Origin of the sequence: Sphingomonas sp. CFBP 13733 (assembly GCF_014841795.1) — a bacterium.
GTDB lineage: Bacteria > Pseudomonadota > Alphaproteobacteria > Sphingomonadales > Sphingomonadaceae > Sphingomonas > Sphingomonas aerolata.
The window spans coordinates 824882-846561 of sequence record NZ_JACYUP010000002.1 but is presented as its reverse complement, the minus strand read 5'-3'; the positions used below and the strand labels follow the sequence as shown (position 1 = coordinate 846561).

10 protein-coding genes are annotated in these 21680 nt (G+C 67.5%); 6 read left to right on the top strand and 4 right to left on the bottom strand.

The genetic code is table 11. The annotated features are described in order from the left end of the window. The first annotated feature begins 271 nt into the window (after positions 1 to 271). Both IFT71_RS08130 and IFT71_RS08125 read left to right on the top strand, forming a co-directional pair. Positions 272 to 1756 carry a glycoside hydrolase family 125 protein gene (locus tag IFT71_RS08130; RefSeq protein ID WP_192140115.1) on the top strand — a complete coding sequence of 495 codons (1485 nt, stop codon included), beginning with the start codon at positions 272 to 274 and terminating at the stop codon, positions 1754 to 1756. A gap of 35 nt (positions 1757 to 1791) precedes the next feature. After that, the gene (locus IFT71_RS08125) at positions 1792 to 4104 is read left to right on the top strand and encodes a GH92 family glycosyl hydrolase (protein WP_192140113.1); all 2313 of its coding nucleotides are present in this window, start codon (positions 1792 to 1794) and stop codon (positions 4102 to 4104) included. Positions 4105 to 4125: 21 nt separating this feature from the next. Here the strand turns inward: IFT71_RS08125 and IFT71_RS08120 are convergent, their stop codons facing one another. After that, complete coding sequence (locus IFT71_RS08120) at positions 4126 to 5364, bottom strand: alanine racemase (RefSeq protein WP_197976056.1); 1239 nt, start codon at positions 5362 to 5364, stop codon at positions 4126 to 4128. Between the two features lie 121 nt (positions 5365 to 5485). On the opposite strand from IFT71_RS08120, the gene IFT71_RS08115 reads away from it, so the two are divergent. Genes IFT71_RS08115 through IFT71_RS08105 form a run of 3 tightly spaced genes read left to right on the top strand, consistent with a single transcriptional unit; the run spans position 5486 to position 8674 of the window. After that, positions 5486 to 6931: an N-acyl-D-amino-acid deacylase family protein gene (locus IFT71_RS08115; RefSeq protein ID WP_197976055.1), complete on the top strand. Its 1446-nt coding sequence runs from the start codon at positions 5486 to 5488 to the stop codon at positions 6929 to 6931. Between the two features lie 12 nt (positions 6932 to 6943). After that, positions 6944 to 7336: a RidA family protein gene (locus IFT71_RS08110; protein ID WP_037531717.1), complete on the top strand. Its 393-nt coding sequence runs from the start codon at positions 6944 to 6946 to the stop codon at positions 7334 to 7336. After that, positions 7337 to 8674: a GntT/GntP/DsdX family permease gene (locus IFT71_RS08105; protein ID WP_192140109.1), complete on the top strand. Its 1338-nt coding sequence runs from the start codon at positions 7337 to 7339 to the stop codon at positions 8672 to 8674. Between the two features lies 1 nt (position 8675). Here IFT71_RS08105 and IFT71_RS08100 read toward each other — a convergent pair whose 3' ends face one another. The 3 genes from IFT71_RS08100 to IFT71_RS08090 form a co-directional block, all read right to left on the bottom strand. After that, positions 8676 to 12152 (bottom strand): glycosyl hydrolase 2 galactose-binding domain-containing protein, encoded by a 3477-nt coding sequence (locus IFT71_RS08100; protein WP_192140106.1) that lies wholly within the window; start codon positions 12150 to 12152, stop codon positions 8676 to 8678. Positions 12153 to 12182: 30 nt separating this feature from the next. Then, complete coding sequence (locus IFT71_RS08095) at positions 12183 to 14768, bottom strand: glycoside hydrolase family 3 protein (RefSeq protein ID WP_192140104.1); 2586 nt, start codon at positions 14766 to 14768, stop codon at positions 12183 to 12185. Between the two features lie 70 nt (positions 14769 to 14838). Continuing rightward, positions 14839 to 17871: a TonB-dependent receptor plug domain-containing protein gene (locus IFT71_RS08090; RefSeq protein ID WP_197976054.1), complete on the bottom strand. Its 3033-nt coding sequence runs from the start codon at positions 17869 to 17871 to the stop codon at positions 14839 to 14841. A gap of 539 nt (positions 17872 to 18410) precedes the next feature. On the opposite strand from IFT71_RS08090, the gene IFT71_RS08085 reads away from it, so the two are divergent. Then, positions 18411 to 21650, top strand: coding sequence for a TonB-dependent receptor (locus IFT71_RS08085; protein ID WP_192140102.1), 3240 nt, complete (start codon positions 18411 to 18413; stop codon positions 21648 to 21650). Positions 21651 to 21680 lie beyond the last annotated feature (30 nt).

The following is a 21680-nucleotide window of genomic DNA, read 5'->3' as shown; positions in this document are numbered from 1 at the left end:
GACCGCGTGAAAGAAAATTAAATTTCTTAATCTGCTTGCGCCCCGGTATGTCGACCCCTAGCCTCGCCCCCAGCACATCAGGTCGCGCCGCCGTTCAATGGTGCGACAGTATCTTTCCGGCAATCCCGACGAGGACGCCGGCCCCGGACGTGTATTGGAGAGGCGCATTGGCAGCATCACGAGGCATCGCCTGCAAGGACAACGGGCGATTGGTGAAGCGTGTACGGAGCAATGTTCATCCCGGACTTGCGTGTGCGGAGATGTCGGCCGCATGATCGGGGTGTCATCTGCTGCACTACTTCGCCGCGACATGCTGAAGGCCGGCGCTGCGGCGCTGTGCACGGCAGCGGCGACGCCCGCGTTCGGGGTCGCGGCGGCGGCGCCCGTTGCTGGCGGCGCCCGGCCGCCGCGCGATCAGCGTCGCTTCGTCAGCCCGGCGGTCGAGCAGGAGATCGTGCGGGTGAAGGCGAGGATCGCGGATCCTGCGCTGCGCCATCTGTTCGAGACCTGTTATCCCAACACGCTCGACACGACGGTCCGGTTGGGGATCGTCGACGGCAAGCCGGACGGGTTCGTCATAACCGGCGATATCGAGGCGATGTGGCTGCGCGACAGCTCGGCGCAGATGCAGACCTATGTCCATCTCTGCCGCCGCGACCCGGCGCTGCGCCGCCTGTTCCACGGCGTCATCCAGCGCCAGGCGCGGTGCATCCTGATCGATTCCTACGCCAATGCCTTCATGGCGGATCCGCAGGCCAAGTCCAACCTGGGCGCGATCGACGATCTGACCGAGATGCGCGCGGGCGTTGCCGAACGCAAATGGGAGCTCGATTCGCTCTGCTATCCGATGCGGCTCGCCTATGGCTACTGGAGCGAGACGCGCGATACCGCGCCGTTCGACGCGCTCTGGGCCAAGGCGATGGCGCGGGCGGTGGCGACGATGCGCGAGCAGCAGCGCAAGACCGATGACGGCCCGTACCGGTTCGAGCGCGTCAATCGCCACGCGACCGAAACGCTGATGCTGAAAGGCGTCGGTGCGCCGACACGCAAGGTCGGGCTGATCCATTCGATGTTCCGCCCCTCGGACGATGCCTGCACGCTGCCCTTCCTGATCCCGTCGAATCTGTTCGCGGTGTCGGCGCTGCGCATGCTCGCCAAGGTTCATGTCGAGGCGCGGCACGACAGCGCGGCGGCGGCGGAGTGCGTTGCGCTCGCCGACGAGGTCGACGCGGCGCTGCGCACGCATGGCCGGATGGCGGATCGCGCAAGCGGCACGGGCGGCACGGGCACGGGCGGGGACGTCTGGGCGTTCGAGGTGGACGGGTTCGGCAATGCGATCTTCATGGACGATGCGAACGTGCCGAGCCTGTCGGCGCTGCCGCTGCTCGGCGCCGCGTCGCGCACCGATCCGCTGTACCGCCGGACCCGGGCAGCCGCTTGGAGCGCGCGCAACCCGTATTTCTTCACCGGCAGCGCGGCGGACGGGATCGGCGGCCCGCACAAGGGGCTGGGCATGATCTGGCCGATGTCGATCATCGTCCGCGCGATGACCAGCGATGACGATGCGGAAATCCGGCAATGCCTGCGCTGGCTCAAGACCACCGACGCGGGCACCGGCTTCATCCACGAATCGTTCAACAAGGATGACCCGAAACGGTTTTCGCGGCCCTGGTTCGCCTGGGCGAACGGGCTGTTCGGCGACCTGATCCTCGATCTCGAGCGGCGCCGCCCCGCCCTGCTGCGCGAGACCTTCTGATTCCCCCGACCGTCCGACCTTTAGGAGACCACCGCGTGATCCGCGCCACCCGTCGCGAGCTGCTTGCCGGCTCGACCCTTGCCGCGTTCGGCACGGCCCTTCCCCTTGCCGCACGCGCGCAGTCGCCGGCAGTCACCAAGCCCGACCTGTTCATCGGCACGGGCGGGCATGGGCACACCTTCCCCGGCGCGACCCTGCCGTTCGGGATGGTCCAGCTTTCGCCGGATACCAACAATCATGGCTGGGATGCCTGTTCGGGCTATCACCAGTCCGACCGTTCGATCATGGGCTTCTCGCACACGCATTTGTCGGGGACCGGGATCGGCGACATGCTCGACGTGCTGCTCGTGCCGACGCGCAAGCCGCTGAAGCTCGTCGCGGGGCCGCGCGAGACGCCGTCCAACGGCTATCGGCAACGCTATACCGACGAACATGCCGAGCCGGGCTATTACCGCGTCAAGCTCGAGTCGGGCGTGCTCGCGGAGCTGACCGCGACCGAGCGGACCGGGCTGCACCGCTACACCTTTGCCAAGGGTCCGGGGCATATCCTGATCGACCTGACGCACTGCAAGCAGGAGACCGCGGAGGAGGCGATCCGGATCGAGGACGCGTCGCTGTCGATCGGCGAGGACGGCCTGCTGACGGGCAGCCGCCAGGTCTTCCGCTGGGCGGAGGGGCGCCGCATCCATTTCGCGATGCAGCTGTCGCGCAAACCCGACCGCGTGCAATTCTATGGCGACGGCGACACGCCGGTCGCGGGCGGCGGGCGCGGCGTGACCGGGCACCGGCTGAAGGTTGCGCTGTTCTTCGACGATGCGGGCGCGGCACCGATCCTGGTCAAGACCGGCATCTCGGCAGTCGACGTCGCAGGCGCGCGGGGCGCGCTGGCCGAGGCACCGGGCTGGACGTTCGACGCGACCTGCGCCGCCGCGCGGCGGAACTGGGCGAAGGAACTGGACATGGTCCGGGTTGCGGGCGGGACGCCGGCGCAGCGGACGATCATGGCGAGCGCGCTCTACCACACGCTGATGGGCCCGACCTTGTTCAGCGACCGCGACGGTCGCTATGTCGGGCTCGACCAGCAGGTCCATACCCTGCCCGCGACCGAACGCGCGTACAGCGCCTATTCGCTGTGGGACACGTATCGCGCGCTGCATCCGTTGATGACGCTGGTCCGTCCCGACATGGCGGAGCGCTTCGTCCACGATCTCATCCGCCAGACGCAGCAGAGCCCCTATGGCCCGCCGACCTGGCCGTTGCAGGGGTTCGAGACCGGGTGCATGAACGGCTGGCATTCGGTCGCGGTGCTCGCCGAGGCGCATGCCAAGGGGATCAAGGCCGATTATGCGGCGGCCTGGCCCAATATCCGCCGGCGTGCCTTCGACCCGCAGTACAAGGACAGCCTCGCGACGCTCGGCCGCGATCATTACATGCGGCTCGGCTATATCCCCGCGGACAAGATCAAGGAGTCGGTCAGCCGGACGCAGGAATATGCGTATGACGATCATGCGATGGCGTTGCTCGCCGACGCGATCGGCAAGACCGACGATGCGGCGCTGCTCCGCAAGCGCAGCGGCAACTGGCGCAACGTGATCGACCCGAAGATCGGCTTTGCCCGGCCGCGCTTCGCCGACGGAAGCTGGTGGGCGGCCTATGATCCGATCCAGCTCGGCCACATGCCGCAGCCGCGGTGGCGGGACTATACCGAGGCAAATGGCTGGCAGGCGACCTTCCTGAACCAGCACGACATATACGGGCTGATCGCGCATTTCGGGGGCGATGCGGCGTATGACGCGAAGATCGATTCCTTCTTCAACGCACCCTCGACGCTGCCCGCCAACGCGCCACCCGACATTGCCGGGCTGGTCGGGCAATATGCGCACGGCAACGAGCCCGGGCATCATGTGGCGTATCTCTATGCCTATGTCGGGACGCCGTGGAAAACCCAGGCGATGGTCCGCCGGCTGTGTACGGAGATGTACAAGGACGATCCCGACGGCGTGATCGGCAATGACGATTGCGGCCAGATGAGCGCGTGGTTCATCCTGTCGTCGCTCGGCTTCTATCCGGTCGATCCGACAACGGGGATCTATGTCTTCGGGTCGCCGCTGTTCGACAGCGGCGAGATGCGCGTCGGCGCGGGCAAGACGCTCCGGGTGCGCGCGATCGGCAATGCGCCCGACCGGCCCTATGTCCAGTCGGTGCGCTGGAACGGCAAGCCCTGGACCCGCAACTGGATCGCGCATGCCGACCTGATCCAGGGCGGCGAGCTGGAATTCACGATGGGCGCGAAGCCGTCGCGCTTCGGCACGCGTGCCGAGGACCGTCCGCCCTCGGCGCCGCGCTGACGCCCGCTGTCGAGGTCGGGATCAGAAGAAGGTCTCGACCACCTCGACGCAGGTGAAATCGTCGTCGACCACCAGCACCCACCGCCATTTGTCGAAGGTGAGGCAGGGGTGCGAGATGTCGAAGGCGATGACGTCGCCGACCGCGATGTCATCGCCGGGGGTGATCGCCAGATAGGCATGCTGGTCCATCAGCCCGGTCACCGCCCAGTGCGCGGGGGCGTCGACCGGGCGGCTGTCGCGCGCCTTGCGGAACAGCGTCGCGGGCCGGGGAAGCCCGGCATCGAAGGCGACGTCGCGCTTGCCCATCGCGATGACCGCGCGCGCCGGATCGGGGATCGACTGCACCACCGCCCATACGCGCAGCGCGGGCAGCAGCGCGTCGCCAAAGCTTGGCGCGACCGGATTGCGCTTGAGGATCTGTTCCTGCGCGATGCGGTACAGGCCGTCGTCATGGCTGATGTAGCAGCCGGGGCGCAGCACGACCTGGACATCGCCGGCCTTTGCCAGCGCGGCGGTTTCCTCTGCGACCACGTCGTACCAGGCCGAGCCCGCCCCCGACAGGATCGCGGGCGTCCGCGCGATCCGCCCCGTCGCGAGCAGATCGCGCGTGATCGTGACCGCACGACGGATGAAGTGCCGGACCTCGGCCTCGTCGCTCAGCACCCCTTCGTAGAATTCGACCCCGGCGAGATGGAGATGCCCCGGCCAGCACGCGATCGCGTCGAGCACCCCGGCGAGCGCGGCGGCATCGCGGACGCCGGTCCGGAACCCCGACTGGTCGGGTTCGGGGGCGAGTTCGACGAGCAGGTCGAGCGACACGTCGGCAGCGCGGCAGGCCTCCCCGAGCAGCGCCACCCCGGCGGCGGAGTCGACGATGCAGATCAGCCGCAGCGCAGGATCGGCGAGCAGTTCGACGATCGCGGCGATATTGGCGTCGCCGACGATCTGGTTCGCGATCAGGATGGTGTCGATGCCATGCGCGGCCGCGACCTGCGCCTGCTGGCTGGTGGCGACCGTGATGCCCCACGCGCCGGCATCGATCTGGCGCTTGAACAGCGCGGGCGCCATCGTCGTCTTGCCATGCGGTGCGAGCGACACGCCATAGGCATCGATGAACGCGCGCATCCAGTCGAGATTATGCTGCATCCGCCGCGCATCGAGCACCGCCGCCGGAAACATGACGTCCCCCGCGAGCAGGTTCCAGCGCGCGGCCGCATCCCGACCGATACCCTTGTGCAGCTTCACACCGACGTCGCTCACGGCAGACCTCCCAGATAAAGAAAATTGTTTACATTATTTCGACCCGCGGTGACAGTGTCGATCCAGCCCGGCCACGACAGACGCGTGGCACTGACCTCTGGAACCTCTGGGAGGTGAAATGATGGCGACAGTCATTGCCGGTGTCGACGTATATGACGGCAGCGGCGGCGCGGCCTTCCGCGCCGACGTCGAGATAGGCGACGGGATCATCGCGCGGGTCGCGGCAGCCGCCGCGTCGCCGCCGCCGGGCGCGATCGACGGGCGGGGCCTGGCGCTCGCACCCGGGTTCATCGACGCGCATACGCATGACGATCTGGTCGTGATCGCGGCGCCCGCGATGACCGCGAAGGTGACGCAGGGCGTGACGACGGTGGTGGTCGGCAATTGCGGGATCAGCGCAGGCAGTGATCTGAGCGCGCATGCCCCCCTGCCCGACCCGCTGGTGCTGCTCGGCGGCGCGCACGAATTCCGCTATTCCGATTTCGCGGCCTATGCGCGGGCGGTCGACGCCGCGGTCCCGGCCACCAATGTCGTCGCGCTGATCGGCCATACCGCGCTGCGTGCGCGACACATGGACGGGTTCGACCGCGATGCGAGCGACGGCGAACGCGCGGCGATGCGCCGCGACCTGGAGGACGGGCTGGCGGCGGGGGCGTTCGGGCTGTCGACCGGGCTCGCCTATGCCAATGCCAACGCCGCATCGACCGCGGAGGTGATGGCGATCGCCGAGGCGTTGCGCGGTACCGGCGCGCTCTATTGCACGCATCTGCGCAGCGAGGCGGCGGCGATCGTCCCCGCGCTGGACGAGGCGTTCGCGATCGGCCGGCACGCCGCCGCACGCGTGATCGTGTCGCATCTCAAATGCGCGGGCGCACCGCAATATGGTCGCAGCGGCGAAATCCTCGCGATGATCGAGGACGCCGATGCGCATCAGCCGGTCGGGTGCGACTGCTACCCCTATACGGCAAGCTCCTCGACGCTCGATCTGAAGCAGGTCGTGCCGGAGACGCCGATCCGGATCACCTGGTCGGACGCCGAGCCCGCCCAGGCGGGGCGGATGCTCGCGGACATCGCGGCCGATTGGGGCGTCGACCTGCGCGCCGCCGCAACGCGGCTGCAACCGGCGGGTGCGGTGTATCACTGCATGACCGACAGCGATGTCGACCGGATCCTCGCGCATCCGCTGACGATGGTCGGGTCGGACGGCCTGCCCTGCGATCCCCGGCCGCATCCGCGGCTATGGGGCAGTTTCCCGCGCGTGCTCGGCCATTATGCGCGCGACCGCGGCCTGTTTCCGCTGGCGACCGCGATCCGCAAGATGACCGGGCTTCCCGCCGATCGCTTCGGCCTACACGACCGCGGCTATGTCCGCGAAGGGCTCGCCGCGGATCTCGTATTGTTCGACCCCGCGCGCATCGCCGACCGTGCGACCTATGACGAGCCGACGACCGCAGCCGATGGCGTGGTCGGTGTCTGGGTCAACGGCGTCGCGACGCTCGCGCTCGGCCGACCGACCGGCGCCCGCGCGGGCCGCCTGCTGCGCCGCGCAAACCCCATTACCCAGTGAAGGAATGATCAGATGACGGACGGACTCAAGCGTTATGGCGTCGAAGGCGGCAGCGGCACCGGTGGCCAGCATCTGCCGTTCGCGCGCGCGGTCGGCGCAGATGGCTGGCTGTTCGTATCGGGCCAGGTGCCGATGGTCGATGGCGAGGTGATCGACGGCGGCATCATCCCGCAGACGCATCAGGCGATCCGCAACGTGCTGAAGATCCTAGAAGAAGCCGGATACGGTCCCGAGCATGTCGTACGCTGTGGCGTATGGCTGGACGACGCGCGCGACTTCATGTCGTTCAACCGCGTGTTCAAGGAGTATTTCGGCGCGCATCCCCCCGCGCGCGCCTGCGTCGTGTCGCAGATGGTCGTCGACTGCAAGGTCGAGGTCGACTGCGTCGCCTGGAAGAAACCGTAAATGCAGCCGGGCGGCATGCTGCTGACCGAGGCGGCGATCGCGGTCGCCGCGCTCATCGTGCTGATCGTGCGGGTGCGGCTCAGCCCGTTCATCGCGCTGACGCTGGTGTCGCTCGCGCTCGCGCTGGTCGTCGGCATCCCGCTCGGATCGATCGTCAAGAGCTTCGAGGCGGGCGTCGGTGGTGCGCTCGGGCATATCGCGCTGGTCGTCGGGCTCGGCACGATCCTCGGCAAGATGATGGTCGAAAGCCGCGGCGCGGAGCGGATCGCCGACAGCGTGATCGGCTTTTTCGGCCCTGCGCGCGCCGACTGGGCGATGATGACGGTCGCGCTGATCGTCGGCCTGCCGGTGTTCTTCGAGGTCGGCTTCGTCCTGCTGGTGCCGATCGTCTTCACGCTGGCGCGGCGGCTCGGGCAGCATCCGATGCGGATGGGGCTGCCGATGGCGGCGGGGCTGTCGGTGGTGCATGCGATGGTCCCGCCGCACCCCGCCGCGTTGCTGGCGACGCAGGCGTATAATGCGGATGTCGGGCTCACCGTGCTGTTCGCGCTGATCGTCGGCATCCCGACCGCCGCGATCGCCGGACCGCTTTATGGCCGGCTGGTGATCCGGCACCTCGCACCGCAGCCGATCGCCCCCGCAGCGGTCGTCGAGGCCGAGGACACGCGGAGCCTGCCCGGCTTCGGCATCACGCTTGCGACATTGCTGCTGCCCGTCGTGCTGATGCTCGCCGGCAGCCTCGCGACGATGATCGCGCTGCCCGGATCGCGGCTCGACGGCATCCTGCGCTTCGTCGGCACGCCGGTCGTCGCGCTGCTCGCCGCGGTGCTCGTCAGCTACTGGACGCTGGGGCTCGCGCGCGGGATGAACCTCGGGACGATCCAGAAGTTCACCAACGACTGCCTCGCGCCGACCGCGATGATCACGCTGGTGGTCGGCGTGGGCGCAGGATTCGGCCGCGTCCTGATCGACAGCGGCGTATCCGACGCGATCGTCGCCGCAGCGACCAGCGTCCATATGCCGATCGTCCTGCTCGCCTGGCTGATCGCGGCGCTGATGCGCGTGGCGACCGGGTCGGCGACGGTGTCGATGGCGACCGCCGCGGGGATCATCGCGCCGCTGGCCGCGGCGAATCCCGGCATCCGGCCCGAACTGCTGGTGCTCGCGACCGGCGCCGGATCGGTGATTCTCAGCCACGTCAACGATGGCGGCTTCTGGCTCGTGAAGGAGTATTTCGGGCTGAGCGTCGCCGACACGATCCGCAGCTGGACCGTGTGCGAGACGCTGATCTCGGTGGTCGGGCTATTGCTGACGCTTCTGCTGTCGCTGGTCGTCTAGCCTATTTGCCCCCGATCGTCGTCGCGGGGCTGTTCCACCCGCGCAGCCGCACCGTGGCGACGCCGCGGTCGCCGGGATAGGCGACGGTGACGTCACGCGTCTCTCCGGGCAGCAGCGAGACGTAATTGTCGCTGAAATAGGCCGGCAGGATCTGCACGCCCTTGCCGTCGAACAGCGTCAGCTTGGTCTGCAATGCGGGAGTCGTACCCGGATTGGACAGCGTGACGCGGAGCGATCGCTCGCCCGCCGCCGCCGTTCCTGCCGCCACGTCAGCCCGGAGCGTGGCCTGCGGCATCGCCGACAGCGCGCGCAGATCCGTGGGGTTTGCCGCCTGCCAGTAGAAATTCTCCGACACGCGGCTCCCGTCGGAGGCGGATGCGTCGAGCCGGACGAGCACCGGCCCCTTCGCCAGCGCCGCATCGAGCGCCAGCGGGAAGAGCGCGACGGTGGCGTTGGCGGGCAGGTCGACGGTCTGCGCGTGGGTCGCGACGGTCGCGCCGGTCAGATCGGTGACCCGCGCGGTGGCCTTCACCCCGGTCAGCGGCTGGCGCGTGGTGTTGACCATCACGACCTGACGGCCCGGCTGGTTCATCTGGATATGAACCGGCTCCGCCCCCTTCTTGGTGCCGTAGAACGCGGCGTGCGTGTCATAGTCCGACGAGTAGATCTGGAAATCGCTCGAGGGCCAGGCAGGGTGCGTCATCCACAGCATCCGGGCGCTGTTGGTGGTCCACAGCCCGGCATTGAACCCTTCGAAGATCGCGCGGTGCGATTCGTAGTTGAGCATCTGCGCCTTGCGCTCGAAATCGGCGAGATCGCGGGCCGGACCGAATTCGGTGTCCATCGCGCGCACGAAGCTCGCCATCGAGACGCCGCGTTCCTGGTGCCAGTCGTGATAGACCCAAGTGTCGCTGATCGGCCAGCGATCCTCGACGGGAACGGTGCGCTGCCACGACTCCAGCGTCGGAAAGCTCGCCGTGCCGACCTCGATCGCGAAGCCGTGCGGATAGCCGGTGAAATAATCCTCCGGCGGGTGCCATTCATAGGGCCCCGATCCGCCGAGATTGATGACGCGCGAATTGCCCTTGTAGAGCCGGGTGCCGTCCTCCTGCCAGACCATGTCCTGCAGCGCGGTCTGCAGGATCGGCTGCGGCACGCCTTCGTTGCGGCCGAACCAGAGGATGATCGACGGGTGGGTGCGATAGCGCCGCACCACGTCACGCGCATTGGCGACGAACAGCGGCACGTCCTGCGCCTCCGCGTCATTGTCCTGCGTCGATTCCCAGAAGTCGTTGAGCACCATCAGCCCGTGGCGGTCAGCGAGCGCGTAGAACGCCTCTTCGGTGCTCTGCCCCATCCAGTTGCGGATGATGTTCATCCCCGCCTCGCGGTGGAGCCGGAAATAGGGGGTCAGCCGGTCGGTGCCGACCCGCTTCATCATGTCGTCCATGCCCCAGTTGCCGCCGCGCGCGGCGATGCGGACGCCGTTGACGCGCAGCACCATCTGCGGCGACAGCGGATCGTCGGGCAATGCAGTGACCGCAGGCGATGTCTCCGCCCCCGGCATCAGCGAATTCGCCCAGCCGCCACGGACCTTGCGCAGCGCCGGGTGGCGTTCGTCGATCACCGGCGTGCCGAGATCATGCGCGAGCGCGGTATCGACCAGCACACGCCGCAGCGCCCCCGCGGTGTCGAGCGACGACAGTTCATACGTCACGCTGCGCATCCCGAAATCAAGACTGCGGCGGTCGGACACGACCCGGTCGCTCGCCACCGTCAGATCGAGCCGGTGCAGCGCCGGGTCGCCATAGCCGTTGGGCCACCAGAGTTTCGGCTTCTGCACCGCGAGTTGCGGGAAGCTGCTAGGGGTGAAGCGCACGACCTGGCTGGCACCGGCCGGAAGCGTCACACGCTGTTCGACCGCGACATCGTCGAACGCCGCGCGCACGGTCGCCGAGGCCGGCGCGGTGCCGTGGTTCGTCACCGGGACCTCGATCGACACCTCTGCGACCGCATTGTCGGGCCGCGGCAGACGGGTCGAGACCGCCGGATCGCCGATCGTCACGAACCCGGTCGCAGCGAGATCTACACCCTGCCACAGCCCGGTGTTGCGATCGCGTACGCCGGGGATCCAGTCCCACCCCTCGCTTGCGCCGAAGGTCGGACCGTCGCTCATCAATGCGCCGCCATTGTCGCCGCGCCCGCCGGCGAGCGACTGTTCGTGCGCGATGCCGGGATGCGGCGGCGGCGCGACGAGCACCGCGATGCTGTTGCGCTGCCCGGGCCGGAGCCGGTCGGTCACGTCGAACCGCCCGCGGATAAAGGCGCCCTTCACGTCGCCGATCGCGGTGCCGTTGACCCAGACCTGCGCCGCATAGTTGACGCCCTCGAACGTCAGCGTCAGCCGCCTGGCGGGGGTCGCGGGCAGCGTGAATTCGCTGCGATACCACCAGGATTGCCGCGACAGGCTTTCGGGGATCGCCATGTTGTTCAGGCCGATCGTCGGATCGGGATAGACGCCGCGATCGACGAGCGTCGTCAGCACCGTGCCCGGCACGGTCGCGGCATGCCATGAGCCCGCATCGAACCCTGGCTGCGAGATCGCAGCCCCGTTCGCCGCCACGGTCGGCGCCGCGACCAGGCGCCAGGCGTTGACGGCGTAGTGCCCCTCGCGCGTCGGCGCGAGCGCGGGGGCGGTCGATACGGGGCTTGCGACGGGCTTCGAGAAGGGCGCCTTGCCGGTCGGGAGTTCCCAGGCCGGTTGCGGGGCGGTCAGGCCATATTGCGTCTTCACCTGCAGCGGCCAGGACCGGCTGGCATCCTCGAACCGGATCAGCGCCGCGTCGGGCTGACGCCGGGCGAGCGATGCGATCGCGGGTGCGCCGAGCAGCACGGGATCGAGCGCGAACGCAGCGATCCGCCCTGCAAACCCGGGCTGGCCGAGCAGGCGCGGTCCAAGCGCGACGACGCCGGTGGCCGGCGGCATCGCCGCGGCGGTGGCGGTGCCGACGAGCCGCCCGTCGACGAAGAAGCGCACCCGCCCCGCATCCGCGGTCGCGGTCAGCAGGTGCCAGGACTCGCGGGTGATCGCCGCAGCGGCGCGGATCATCGTCGCGCCCATCTGGAAAACGGGCTTGCCATCGTCGAGCGCGAACATCCGGGCGGCCGCGCCGGCGGGGTTGCCGATCGCCGCGACCGGCACGCGTCCCTTGGGCAGCAGCGTCGGGTTGATCCATGCGCGCATCGTCCATTGCGGCATCGGCGGCAGTGCCTCGTCGGCGGCATAGCCCTGTACCGGGCGTTCGAGACCGTCGGAGCCGGCGAGGAACACCGCGTTATACGGCCCGATCGCCGCCCGCTTCGGGTGCGCGATCCGCGACGAGGGCCAGTCGACCTGCTGTGCCGCCGCCTGCGCCGGCCCCTGCATGGCCGCGACGCCGGCGCACAGCGACGCCGTATAGATCCTGATGGCACTCATCTCGCAGGCTCCCCTTGGGTGTCGTTCGCGTTATTTCGGCAGCACGGTCCGCGTCCCGGTGATCGTCACGTCCGTCCAGATCCCCGCCGCGTCCCCGGGCTGCCCGCCGCCGACAAACAGCCGGTAGCGACCCGGCACGACGGCATGCGTGCCGTCATGCTCGACCATGCCGAGGCTGCGCGGGTCGATGGCGAAGTCGACGGTGCGGGTTTCGCCGGCGTGCAGCGGGATCCGGCGGAACCCGACGAGCTGGCGTTGCAGCACGGGAATCGTCCGCCCCTGTTCCTGCGCGTCGACGGGTGCGAGATAGGCCTGGACCACCTCGTCCCCGGCGAGCTTGCCGGTGTTGGTCACGGTGACGCTGACCGCCAGCGGCTGTCCCGCGGTCACACTCGCTGAAGGTGCCGTCCTGGGGGCGTAGGCGAAGCGCGTGTAGCTGAGGCCGTGGCCGAACGGGTAGAGCGGCGTACCACTGAAAAAGCGGTAGGTCCGGTTCTTCATGCTGTAATCGATATAGGCGGGCAGATCGCGCGTCGTGGCATAGACCGTCACCGGCAGACGCCCGCCCGGATTGATATCGCCTGCCAGCATCCGCGCGATCGCGGTCCCGCCGGACTGGCCCGGATACCAGGCGGCGACGACCGCATCGGCATGGTCCCTGCTCCACGGATCGGCGATCGCGGAGCCGGTCAGCTGCACGACCACGATCGGCTTCCCGGCGGTGGCGAGCGTTTCCAGAAGCGCGCGCTGCGGCTCGGGCAGTTCGATCGCGGTGCGGTCGCCGCCGAGGAAGCCCGGCACGTCGAGCCGCAGCGCCTCGCCCTCGAGCGTCGGCGACAGGCCGGTGAACACCACGACCACATCCGCACCGCGGGCGGCGGCGAGCGCCTCGCCGCGCTGCGCGTCGATCGGCGCGACCCAGCGCAGGCCGATCCCGCCGTCCTCGCTTGCGTGCACATAGTCGATGCGGAGGTCGTGCGGTTTGGCGTCGGTGACGGTGACCTCCGCCTCGACCGCGCTATCGCTGCCGTCGTCGGTGATCAGCGGCTTGCCGTCGAGCCACAGCTTCACCGGATCATGGCCTTCGCAGTCGAAGCAGCGGGGGACGTCGAGCCGCAGCCGGTAGCGGCCGGGGCCCGGCGGCGTCAGTTGCCCGGTCCAGCGGACACCGTAGCCTTTGCCCGACAATCCTGGAACGGGCGGCGCGCGATCCCAGTCGAAGTCGATCGTGCGATCCTGCCTGGTCGCGACCCGCCGGGTCATCGCGCCGTCGCTGAAATACTCGCCCTTCAGCCCCGGCCTGCCGTTCGCGGACAGGGCGGTTTCGGGGACGGGCAAGGCGACGCCCGCCGCCAGCCCGCTGCCCTGCGCATAGCTGACGCGATCGGCGCCGAAACGCGCGCGAATGCCCTGCAACGGCGTGACCGGCGCGCTGGCAGTGCCGTGGTAATTCGCCTCGAGCACGTCGAGCGAGTCGGCATTGGGCCCGATCACCGCGATCCGGGTCCCGGGCTTGAGCGGCAGCCGGTCCTTGTTGGTGAGCAGCACCAGCGACTTTTCCGCCGCGGTCTGCGCGAGCGCGCGGTGCGCGGGCGTGTCGACCTGCGACGGCGCGATGCGCGTCCAGGGGCTGCGCTGGCCAAAGGCGATGCCGAGCGCCGCGCGCGACGCGAGGACACGACGCAGCGACGTGTCGATCGCGGCTTCGGGTACCAGACCCTTGCGAACCGCGGCGGGCAGCGCATCATAGCTCGGCCCGCAATCGAGATCGGTGCCCGCCTGCAACGCCGCCGCGGCCGCCGAGGGCAGATCGGGGCGGTAATAATGGAAGACGGAGATATAGCCGACCGCATCGCAGTCCGACACGACCATGCCGTCGAACCCCCAGTCGCCGCGCGCGCGGTCGGTCAGCAACGCGGACGACGCGCAGGCGGGTACGCCGTGAAGCGAGTTATAGGCGCACATGATCGACTGCGCGCGGCCTTCGGTCACCGCCATGCGGAAGGCCGCCGTATAGGTCCCGGCCATGTCGCGCGGGGAGATATCCGCGTCGAAGCTGTTGCGCCCCGCCTCCGGCCCCGAATGCGCCGCGAAATGCTTCGGCGTCGCGATCGCCCTGGGATGCGCAGCGTCGGGCCCCTGGATGCCGCGAACGAACGCGACGCCCAGCTTGCCCGTCAGATAGGGATCCTCGCCATAGGTCTCCTGCCCCCGCCCCCAGCGCGGATCGCGGAAGATGTTCAAATTGGGCGACCAGATGTGCAGCCCCGCGAAACGCCGCCGGTCGCGCGTCGAGCGCACGCCGTTGTATTTCGCCCGCGCCTCGGTCGAGACGACCGTGCCGACCTGATCGAGCAGCGCGGTATCCCAGCTCGCCGCCAGACCGATCGCCTGTGGAAAGACGGTCGCGATCCCGTTGCGCGCGAGGCCGTGCAGCCCCTCGCTCCAGTAATCATATGCGGGCAGATCGAGCCTGGGCAGCGCCGGCGCGCTGCTGCCGAGCTGCGCGGCCTTCTCCTCCAGCGTCATCGCCGCGATCGCCGTCTCGACGGCGGGTGGCGTCGCTTGAAGATCAGGCGCCTGGATATCGGCGGCCATCAGCAGGAACGGCAGCATCGGCTTTCCCCAGTTAATCGGATCCGATGACCGACCCGGTCATGCTCAACGGCATACCGGGCCGGGGTCATCAGAAGTTCGCGCGCATGCCGACCCGAAACGCGCGTCCGACGACGTCGTAGAGACCGGGGTTGGTGATATCGCTGGGGACGGTGGCGGCGTCCTTGTTGAACATGTTGTCCACCTTGACATAGCCCTGCACCGCGTCGGTGAATTTGTACGAGGCGCTGATGTCGACGTAGAAGGCGCTATCGAGGTGATTGCGATCGATCGTCGGGTGATCGATCGTCGAGACCGGGCAGTTGGTCTGGCAGACGATATATTCGTTGCTGATCACGCCCGCGCTGATCCACCGCTCCTGCAGCGTCATGCTGAAGAGGTCGGTCGTCCAGTCCTGGACCGCGAGAACCTTCCAGCTCGGCGTCGCACCCTGCCCCAGATTCACGCCCGCACCCTGAATGGGGATCGTGTTGGGCAGACCGCGATCCGAGACGAAGTTCTTCACATGCGTCGCCAGACCACGCAGCGACGCCTGGCCGGGCAGGCCGATGCCCGACAACGGGACCTGGTAGCTTGCCTCGATGTCGAAGCCGTCGGTGAAGATCGACGCGAAGTTGAACGGCTGGACGGTCACCGACGCGTTGTTCGGATCGCTGATGTCGAAGCTGTTGCAGGTGAAGGTCACGCCGGCGAAGCAGAGGTTGATCTGGGTCTGCGCATCGAGCGCCGCGATCGCGCTCTTGATCTTGATGCGGTAGTAATCGACCGAGATGTTCAGCCGCGGCGCCCAGGACGGACGCGACAGGATCACGCCGAATTCGGTATTGCGCGCGACTTCGGGGCGCAGCGCGGTGTTCCCCGTGGTCGTCTGCAGCACGGTGAGCGTGCGACCCGGATTGAACGGATCGGTCGTGCCGGTGCGATTGCTCGTGACCGGCGCGGCGAAGAGCTCGCTGAGATTGGGCGCGCGGATATCGCGCGAGGTCACGCCGCGGAAACGGATGCCGTCGACCGGCGTGTCCCAGGTCGCGCCGACCTTCCACGTATAGACCGTCCCCGACGTGCTGTAGTTTGTCGCGCGCCCGGCGGCATTGAGGTTCGCCTTGCCGACCCCGTCCGAGTTGAACAGCGGGGCATTCACCTCGAGGAAGGATTCATAGACGCTATAGGCGCCGCGGCCGTCGCGGTAATTGCCCGCATACCAGTTGCCGCCCTGCGGGTTCAGCAGCGGGTCGCTGGGGTATTGCGCATCGTACGCGCCGCTGGTCACGACGCCGTTGCCGTAAGGATCGGCATTCACCTGATAGAATTCATGCCGATATTCGCTGCCGAACGCGACCGACAGCGCGCCGGCGGGCAGTTGCAGCGGCTCGCCGCTGACGGAGAAGCTCGCGACGTCCTGGGTCTGGCGCGTATGCTGATATGGTCCGTTGCCCGGAAGGATATAGGCGAGCGCCGCGGCGCTGGGCGTCTGGCCGCCGATGATGTTGAGCGGGACGCAGCCGCTGGCGACCGCGGCGGGATTGGCGCAGGTGATGCTGCCATCGGGCGCGCGGACCGCCTGGATCGCGGCATTGTAGCGCGGCATCAGCGGGATATCGCGGACGGTGATGTCGGTGATGCCCGTGCCGTGCTGATAATAGGCGTCATAGCGCCAGTCGCCGCCGAACGCCTGGATCTTGCCCTTCGCGCCGGCGACGAAGCGATATTGCTCGCGCTCGGTACGGACGCTGATCGAGTCGGGGAAGATCGCGTTGTCGACGCCGTAGCGGAACTGGGTGATCCCGTTCGCCGCGCAGGCCTCCTGGATCGAGGCGGGCACATAGGGGTTGGCGCATTGCAGCGTCAGGTTGCCGAACTGCGCGGATCCGACATTGGGAATATTGCCCGTCGTCACCCGGGCGACGTTGACGGTGGTGTAGAGTTCATTGTCGGGATCGATGTCGAAGCCGATCCGGCCATAGCCGCTGAGCCGCGTGATCGTCGACTTGAGCGAATTGGCGTTGGTCACGTTGCCCGACCGGTCGCCGCCTTCGCACACGCCGTTGTAGCAGCCGAGCACGTTGCCGTTCGCATCCTTCAGCGGCACGCCGTTCGAGCCATATTCGAACTGCCGCGGATTGCCGTTCACGTCGAACGCGGTGCCCTGAAGCGGGCCGGCGGTGATCAGCCCGTAGAGCGCGGTGTTGTTGGCCTGGGTGAAGCTGCGATCGAGATATTGCGGGCCGCCGTCATTGGTGATGCCGCGGTTGATCAGGTTGCGCGAGACCAGCCAGTTGCGCCCGCCCGGGCCGCTGCCGTCGGGGTCCGATCCGACACCGAAGCCGGCCGATCCGATCCCGTCCTCGTGACTGTATTCGCCGCTGCCGATGAGATGCAGCCGGTCGTTGAACAGCGATTTTCCGACCGCCGCTTGGACCGTGTAGTTGCCGTCATCGCCGTAGGTGCTGATGCCCGACTGAAGATTGGCCTTGAAGCCGGTGAAGCGGGTGTTGGTCACGAAATTGACCACACCGCCGACCGCGTCGGAGCCGTAGGAGGCGGAGGCACCCCCGGTCACGACGTCGACCCGTTCGATCAGCAATTGCGGGAACAGGCTGACATCGGCGACGCCGGTGACGTTCGCGCCGACGACCCGCTGGCCATCGATCAGGGTGAGCGTGCGGATCGGTTGAAGGCCGCGAAGACTGAGCGCGCTCAGCCCCTGCACGCCGGTCGAGGTGCCGTTGGCGCCGACGGTGGCGCCCGTACTGCCCTGGAGCGAGGGCAATTGCGCGACGGTCGTGAAGACGTTGGGCTGCGCGTTCTTGGCGATCGACTCGGCGCTCAGCACCTGGGTCGGGGTTGGTGCGGTGAAGCCCGACGAGATGATCCGCGAGCCGGTGACGACGATGTCGGACTGCGGGGTGGCGGGCGCAGGAGCCGCTTCGGTTGCGGGCGCGGCGTCCGGTGTCGGGGCCGCCTGCGCCGCGGGGGTCTGGCTCTCGGCGGGCACCGGCTTCGTCGCGTCCTGCAGCACGTCCTGCGCAAAGGCCGGTGTCGCCAGCATCGTCGATGCCGCCAGAACCGAGCGCAGCACTGCAAAATTGATCACTTGGCGCATCACATACTCCCCACATCAACCGGGGCGCTTGCTGGCCCAATGTCGTTTCGGGGGTCGGCTTAAGTCGATCAATGTCCCTGCGCAACATAAGTTTCATAAAATGTCTTTTTATATTTTGATCCGTCTTTTCAGGCTTTTTTGGTAATATATTGGTACCCTGCAACTGATAGTTGTCTGGAATTAACCTTATTTGTGAGCGGCTTGCAGCATGTTGTCGATACATAACATGGATTAGATATGTTCAGTCCGCTGCGGCGCGCGGTTGGCCTTTCGAGGGGCTAGATACGCCATCAGGATTCGGAAAATCGGGTGGCACGCTAACGATCAACCGATGTGCCAGACGGGACAGTATCGGGAGGGTGAACCCCGTCCTCATCCGTGCGAATGCGCCTTCCGTTAAGCGCACCGAAAAGACCAACAACAGACATAAACAATACCAGATCGACCCATCTGGATAAAAAGATTATAAAAATATCAATGTCGGTGAGCGTTTCGCAATGTCGCCCGTCATATTAGCGTAATAACAGGGGGGCGAGATCATGGTTGGGCATTCTTTCGGATCGATGTTGGTGCGGACCAGCGTCGTCGCAATCGCCGCGGTGGCAGCGACGCCGCTCGCTGCACAGTCGGCGATGGTCCGCGTCGACGTCGCGCCGCAGCCGCTGGCCCAGGCACTGCAGACGCTGGCGCAGCAGGCCCATGTCCAGGTCGTGTTCGATCAGGCGCGGGTGGGCACCCGCCGGTCGACCGCGCTGGCCGGGTCGATGACCGCCGCCGACGCGTTTCAGCGCCTGTTGCGCGACACCGGCCTTGCGGTCTCGCAGACCACGCAGGGCGTGTTCGTGGTGGCGGCGCAGGATAGCGCAGCCCCCGCCCCGCCCACCGGGTCCGCCCCCGTCACGCTCGACCCCACGTCCGAAACGCCAGCGCCGGCACCGGCGGACATCATGGTCACCGGCACGCGCATCACCCGGCCCAATCTGAAGTCGGCGAGCCCGATCACCAGCATCGGTGCCGCGGAGATCAAGGCGCAGGGCGCGGTCAATCTCGAGGAGGTGACGAACCGGCTGGGTCAGGTGCAGCCCGATGCGCAGCAGAATTATCAGCAGAGCAACGGCCAGCAGCGCGGCGTCAAATTGCGCGGGCTGGATTTCAACCGCACGCTGTCGCTGATCGACGGCCAGCGGATCGCCGGGACCGAATCCGTCGATACCAACCTGATCCCGGTATCGCTGGTCGAGCGCATCGACCTGCTGACCGGCGGCGCATCCTCGGTCTATGGGTCGGACGCGATCGCGGGCGTCGTGAACTATGTGATCCGACGCGATTTCGAAGGGTTGCAGCTGTCGGGCAATTACAGCTTCTACAATCACGACAACCGCGCCAACGCCTCGACACCCGTCGCCCAGCGCTACGGGATCGCCACGCCGACGGGGCTGACCAACGATGGCGGCCGCGCGGATCTGAGCGCGACCTACGGTCACAACTTCCTCGACGACCGGCTGAATGTCTCGGTCTACGGCACCTACCGGACCGCGGACGGCATCTTCTTTCGCGATCGCGACGCGTCGGGCTGTCAGCTGCGCCGCGACACGGGCAACCCGCTCAGGGTCAACAATCTGATCTGCGGCGTGACCGCGGCGTCGCCCAACGGGACGCTGACGGCGAACGGCGTGAATTATTCGAACGTCACCGGCAGCCCCGGCGTCTTCGCGCCCGCATCGACGATTCCGGGCTATGCGAACCAGGCGGACCGCCTCGCGGCGCGTGGTTATGAGCGCTTCAACGGCGGCGGCTTCATCAACTTCAAGGCGTCGCCCGCGGCCGAGTTTTCGGCGGGCGTGATGTACCTTCGCGATACATCGGAGAACCTGCTCTACGGCCCCTATGTCCAGGGCAGCTACCGGGTGAACTGCGACAATCCGCTGATGTCCGCATCGCAGGCGCAGACGATCTGCGGCGCGAATGCCGGGTCCGGCGCGTCGGCGCCGCTCGGCGTCCAGTACGGTTTTCCGGGGCTGGCCGGCGACCGCGACAAGGAAAGCTTCAGGAACACGCAGACGCGCATCAACGCGTCGGTCCGCGGCGAGATCGCCGAGGGCTGGCGGTATGACGTCGGCGGCGTCTACAGCACCAGCCGGCAATTATGGGAGCCCGGCGGCAACCCGGTCGCCGCCAAGGTCAGCCGCGCGCTCGACGTCGTCAACGTGAACGGCGTGCCGACGTGCCGGTCGGTGGTCAACGGCACCGACCCCGCCTGCGTACCGCTCAACGTGTTCACCGCCAACAATCCCGGCAGCGCCGCGCTCAGCGACTATCTGTTCGACGAGGGGCTCGGCGTGCAGGACCTGCGCGCCAAATTCTATGACGTGACCGCCAATCTGACGGCGGATTTCACGCGCTACGGCATCCGGTCGCCATTCGCCGAACAGGGCCTGGCGGTGGCGGTCGGCGGGGAATATCGCCGGCAGGAAGAGCGGACGACGCGCAACACCCGCTTCATCGAAGTCTATGGCGGCGTACCCGACAGCCTGACCACGCAGGACGTCGTCGAGGGCAATGCCGAAGCCCAGCTGCCGCTGGTGCAGAACGTGCCGTTCTTCAAACTGCTGCAGGTCAATGGCGGCTATCGCCTGTCGAAATACAGCACCAATCCCCAGACCTTCAACACATGGAAGATCGAGGCGGTCTATTCGCCGAGCGAGGACGTCACGTTCCGCGTCGGCCGGAACCGGGCCGCGCGCGCGCCCGGCCTGAGGGAGGCCGATCAGGTCGTCGGCTATCAGAATGCAACGATCGTCGACCCCTGTGCCAGCGTCAACGGCGTCGCACCAAGGGCCAGCATCGAGGCGTGTCGCCTGACCGGATTGCCCGACGCGCAATATGGCAATGGTCTGGCCGCGGGTATTCCCGGCAGCCTGCGCTGCGTCGACGATGTCTGCCGCCAGCGCAACAACGGCACGCCGATCGATCCCGAGGACGCGCAGACGCTGACCTATGGCCTGGTGCTGACGCCCCGGTTCCTGCCGCGGTTCAGCTTCTCGGTCGACCGGTACAAGATCCGCGTCGACAACGTGATCAGCTATCTGGGTGCAAGCTTTGCGGTCGATGGCTGCGTGATCACCGGCGACCCCTATTATTGCAGCCGGCTGGTGCGCGATCCGACGACCTATCAGCTGAACGGCACGGGCACGACGGCGGGCTATATCCAGGGCGGCAATCTGAATGCGTACCGGCTCTATGCGAGCGGCTATGATTTCCAGGCGCAATATTCGGCGCGGCTGGGCGGGACGGCGGGCAAGCTCGACTTCCTGATGAACGGCACGCTGACCACCGACCAGGGCGGCCAGGCCGCGCCCGATCAGCCGCGGACCAATTGCGTCGGCTATTTCGGCGGATCCTGCCCGCAGCCGACGCCGCGCTGGATCCATAATGTCCGCACCACCTATTCGAGCGACGACGGGATCTTCAGCGCGTCGGTCGCGTGGCGCTATATCGGTGGCACGACCGCGGGTCAGAATGGCGGCCCGAACTCGACGCCGGCGACCGAGGTCTCCGACTTCACGCGGATCCCCGCCTATCATTATTTCGATCTGTCGCTGGGCGTGAACATCGCCAAGCGGATGACGCTGACCGCGGCGGTCAACAACATCTTCGACCGCCAGCAGCCGATCCTGACGAACACCTATGATTACGCGCTGTCGCGCGGGAACACGATTCCCCAGCGTTACGACACACTGGGACGCCAGATCTCGATTTCGGCAACGACGCGCTTTTGATGCGCGTGGTCCAAGGGGCGGTCCGCCGGC

Bases quoted from the DNA above. Each gene is read 5' to 3' on its own strand.
- IFT71_RS08115 (WP_197976055.1), top strand. From the start codon at position 5,486: ATGGCGACAGTCATTGCCGGTGTCGACGTATATGACGGCAGCGGCGGC.
- IFT71_RS08130 (WP_192140115.1), top strand. From the start codon at position 272: ATGATCGGGGTGTCATCTGCTGCACTACTTCGCCGCGACATGCTGAAG.
- IFT71_RS08100 (WP_192140106.1), bottom strand. From the start codon at position 12,152: ATGAGTGCCATCAGGATCTATACGGCGTCGCTGTGCGCCGGCGTCGCG.
- IFT71_RS08085 (WP_192140102.1), top strand. From the start codon at position 18,411: ATGGTTGGGCATTCTTTCGGATCGATGTTGGTGCGGACCAGCGTCGTC.
- IFT71_RS08095 (WP_192140104.1), bottom strand. From the start codon at position 14,768: ATGCTGCCGTTCCTGCTGATGGCCGCCGATATCCAGGCGCCTGATCTT.
- IFT71_RS08090 (WP_197976054.1), bottom strand. From the start codon at position 17,871: ATGCGCCAAGTGATCAATTTTGCAGTGCTGCGCTCGGTTCTGGCGGCA.
- IFT71_RS08105 (WP_192140109.1), top strand. From the start codon at position 7,337: ATGCAGCCGGGCGGCATGCTGCTGACCGAGGCGGCGATCGCGGTCGCC.
- IFT71_RS08110 (WP_037531717.1), top strand. From the start codon at position 6,944: ATGACGGACGGACTCAAGCGTTATGGCGTCGAAGGCGGCAGCGGCACC.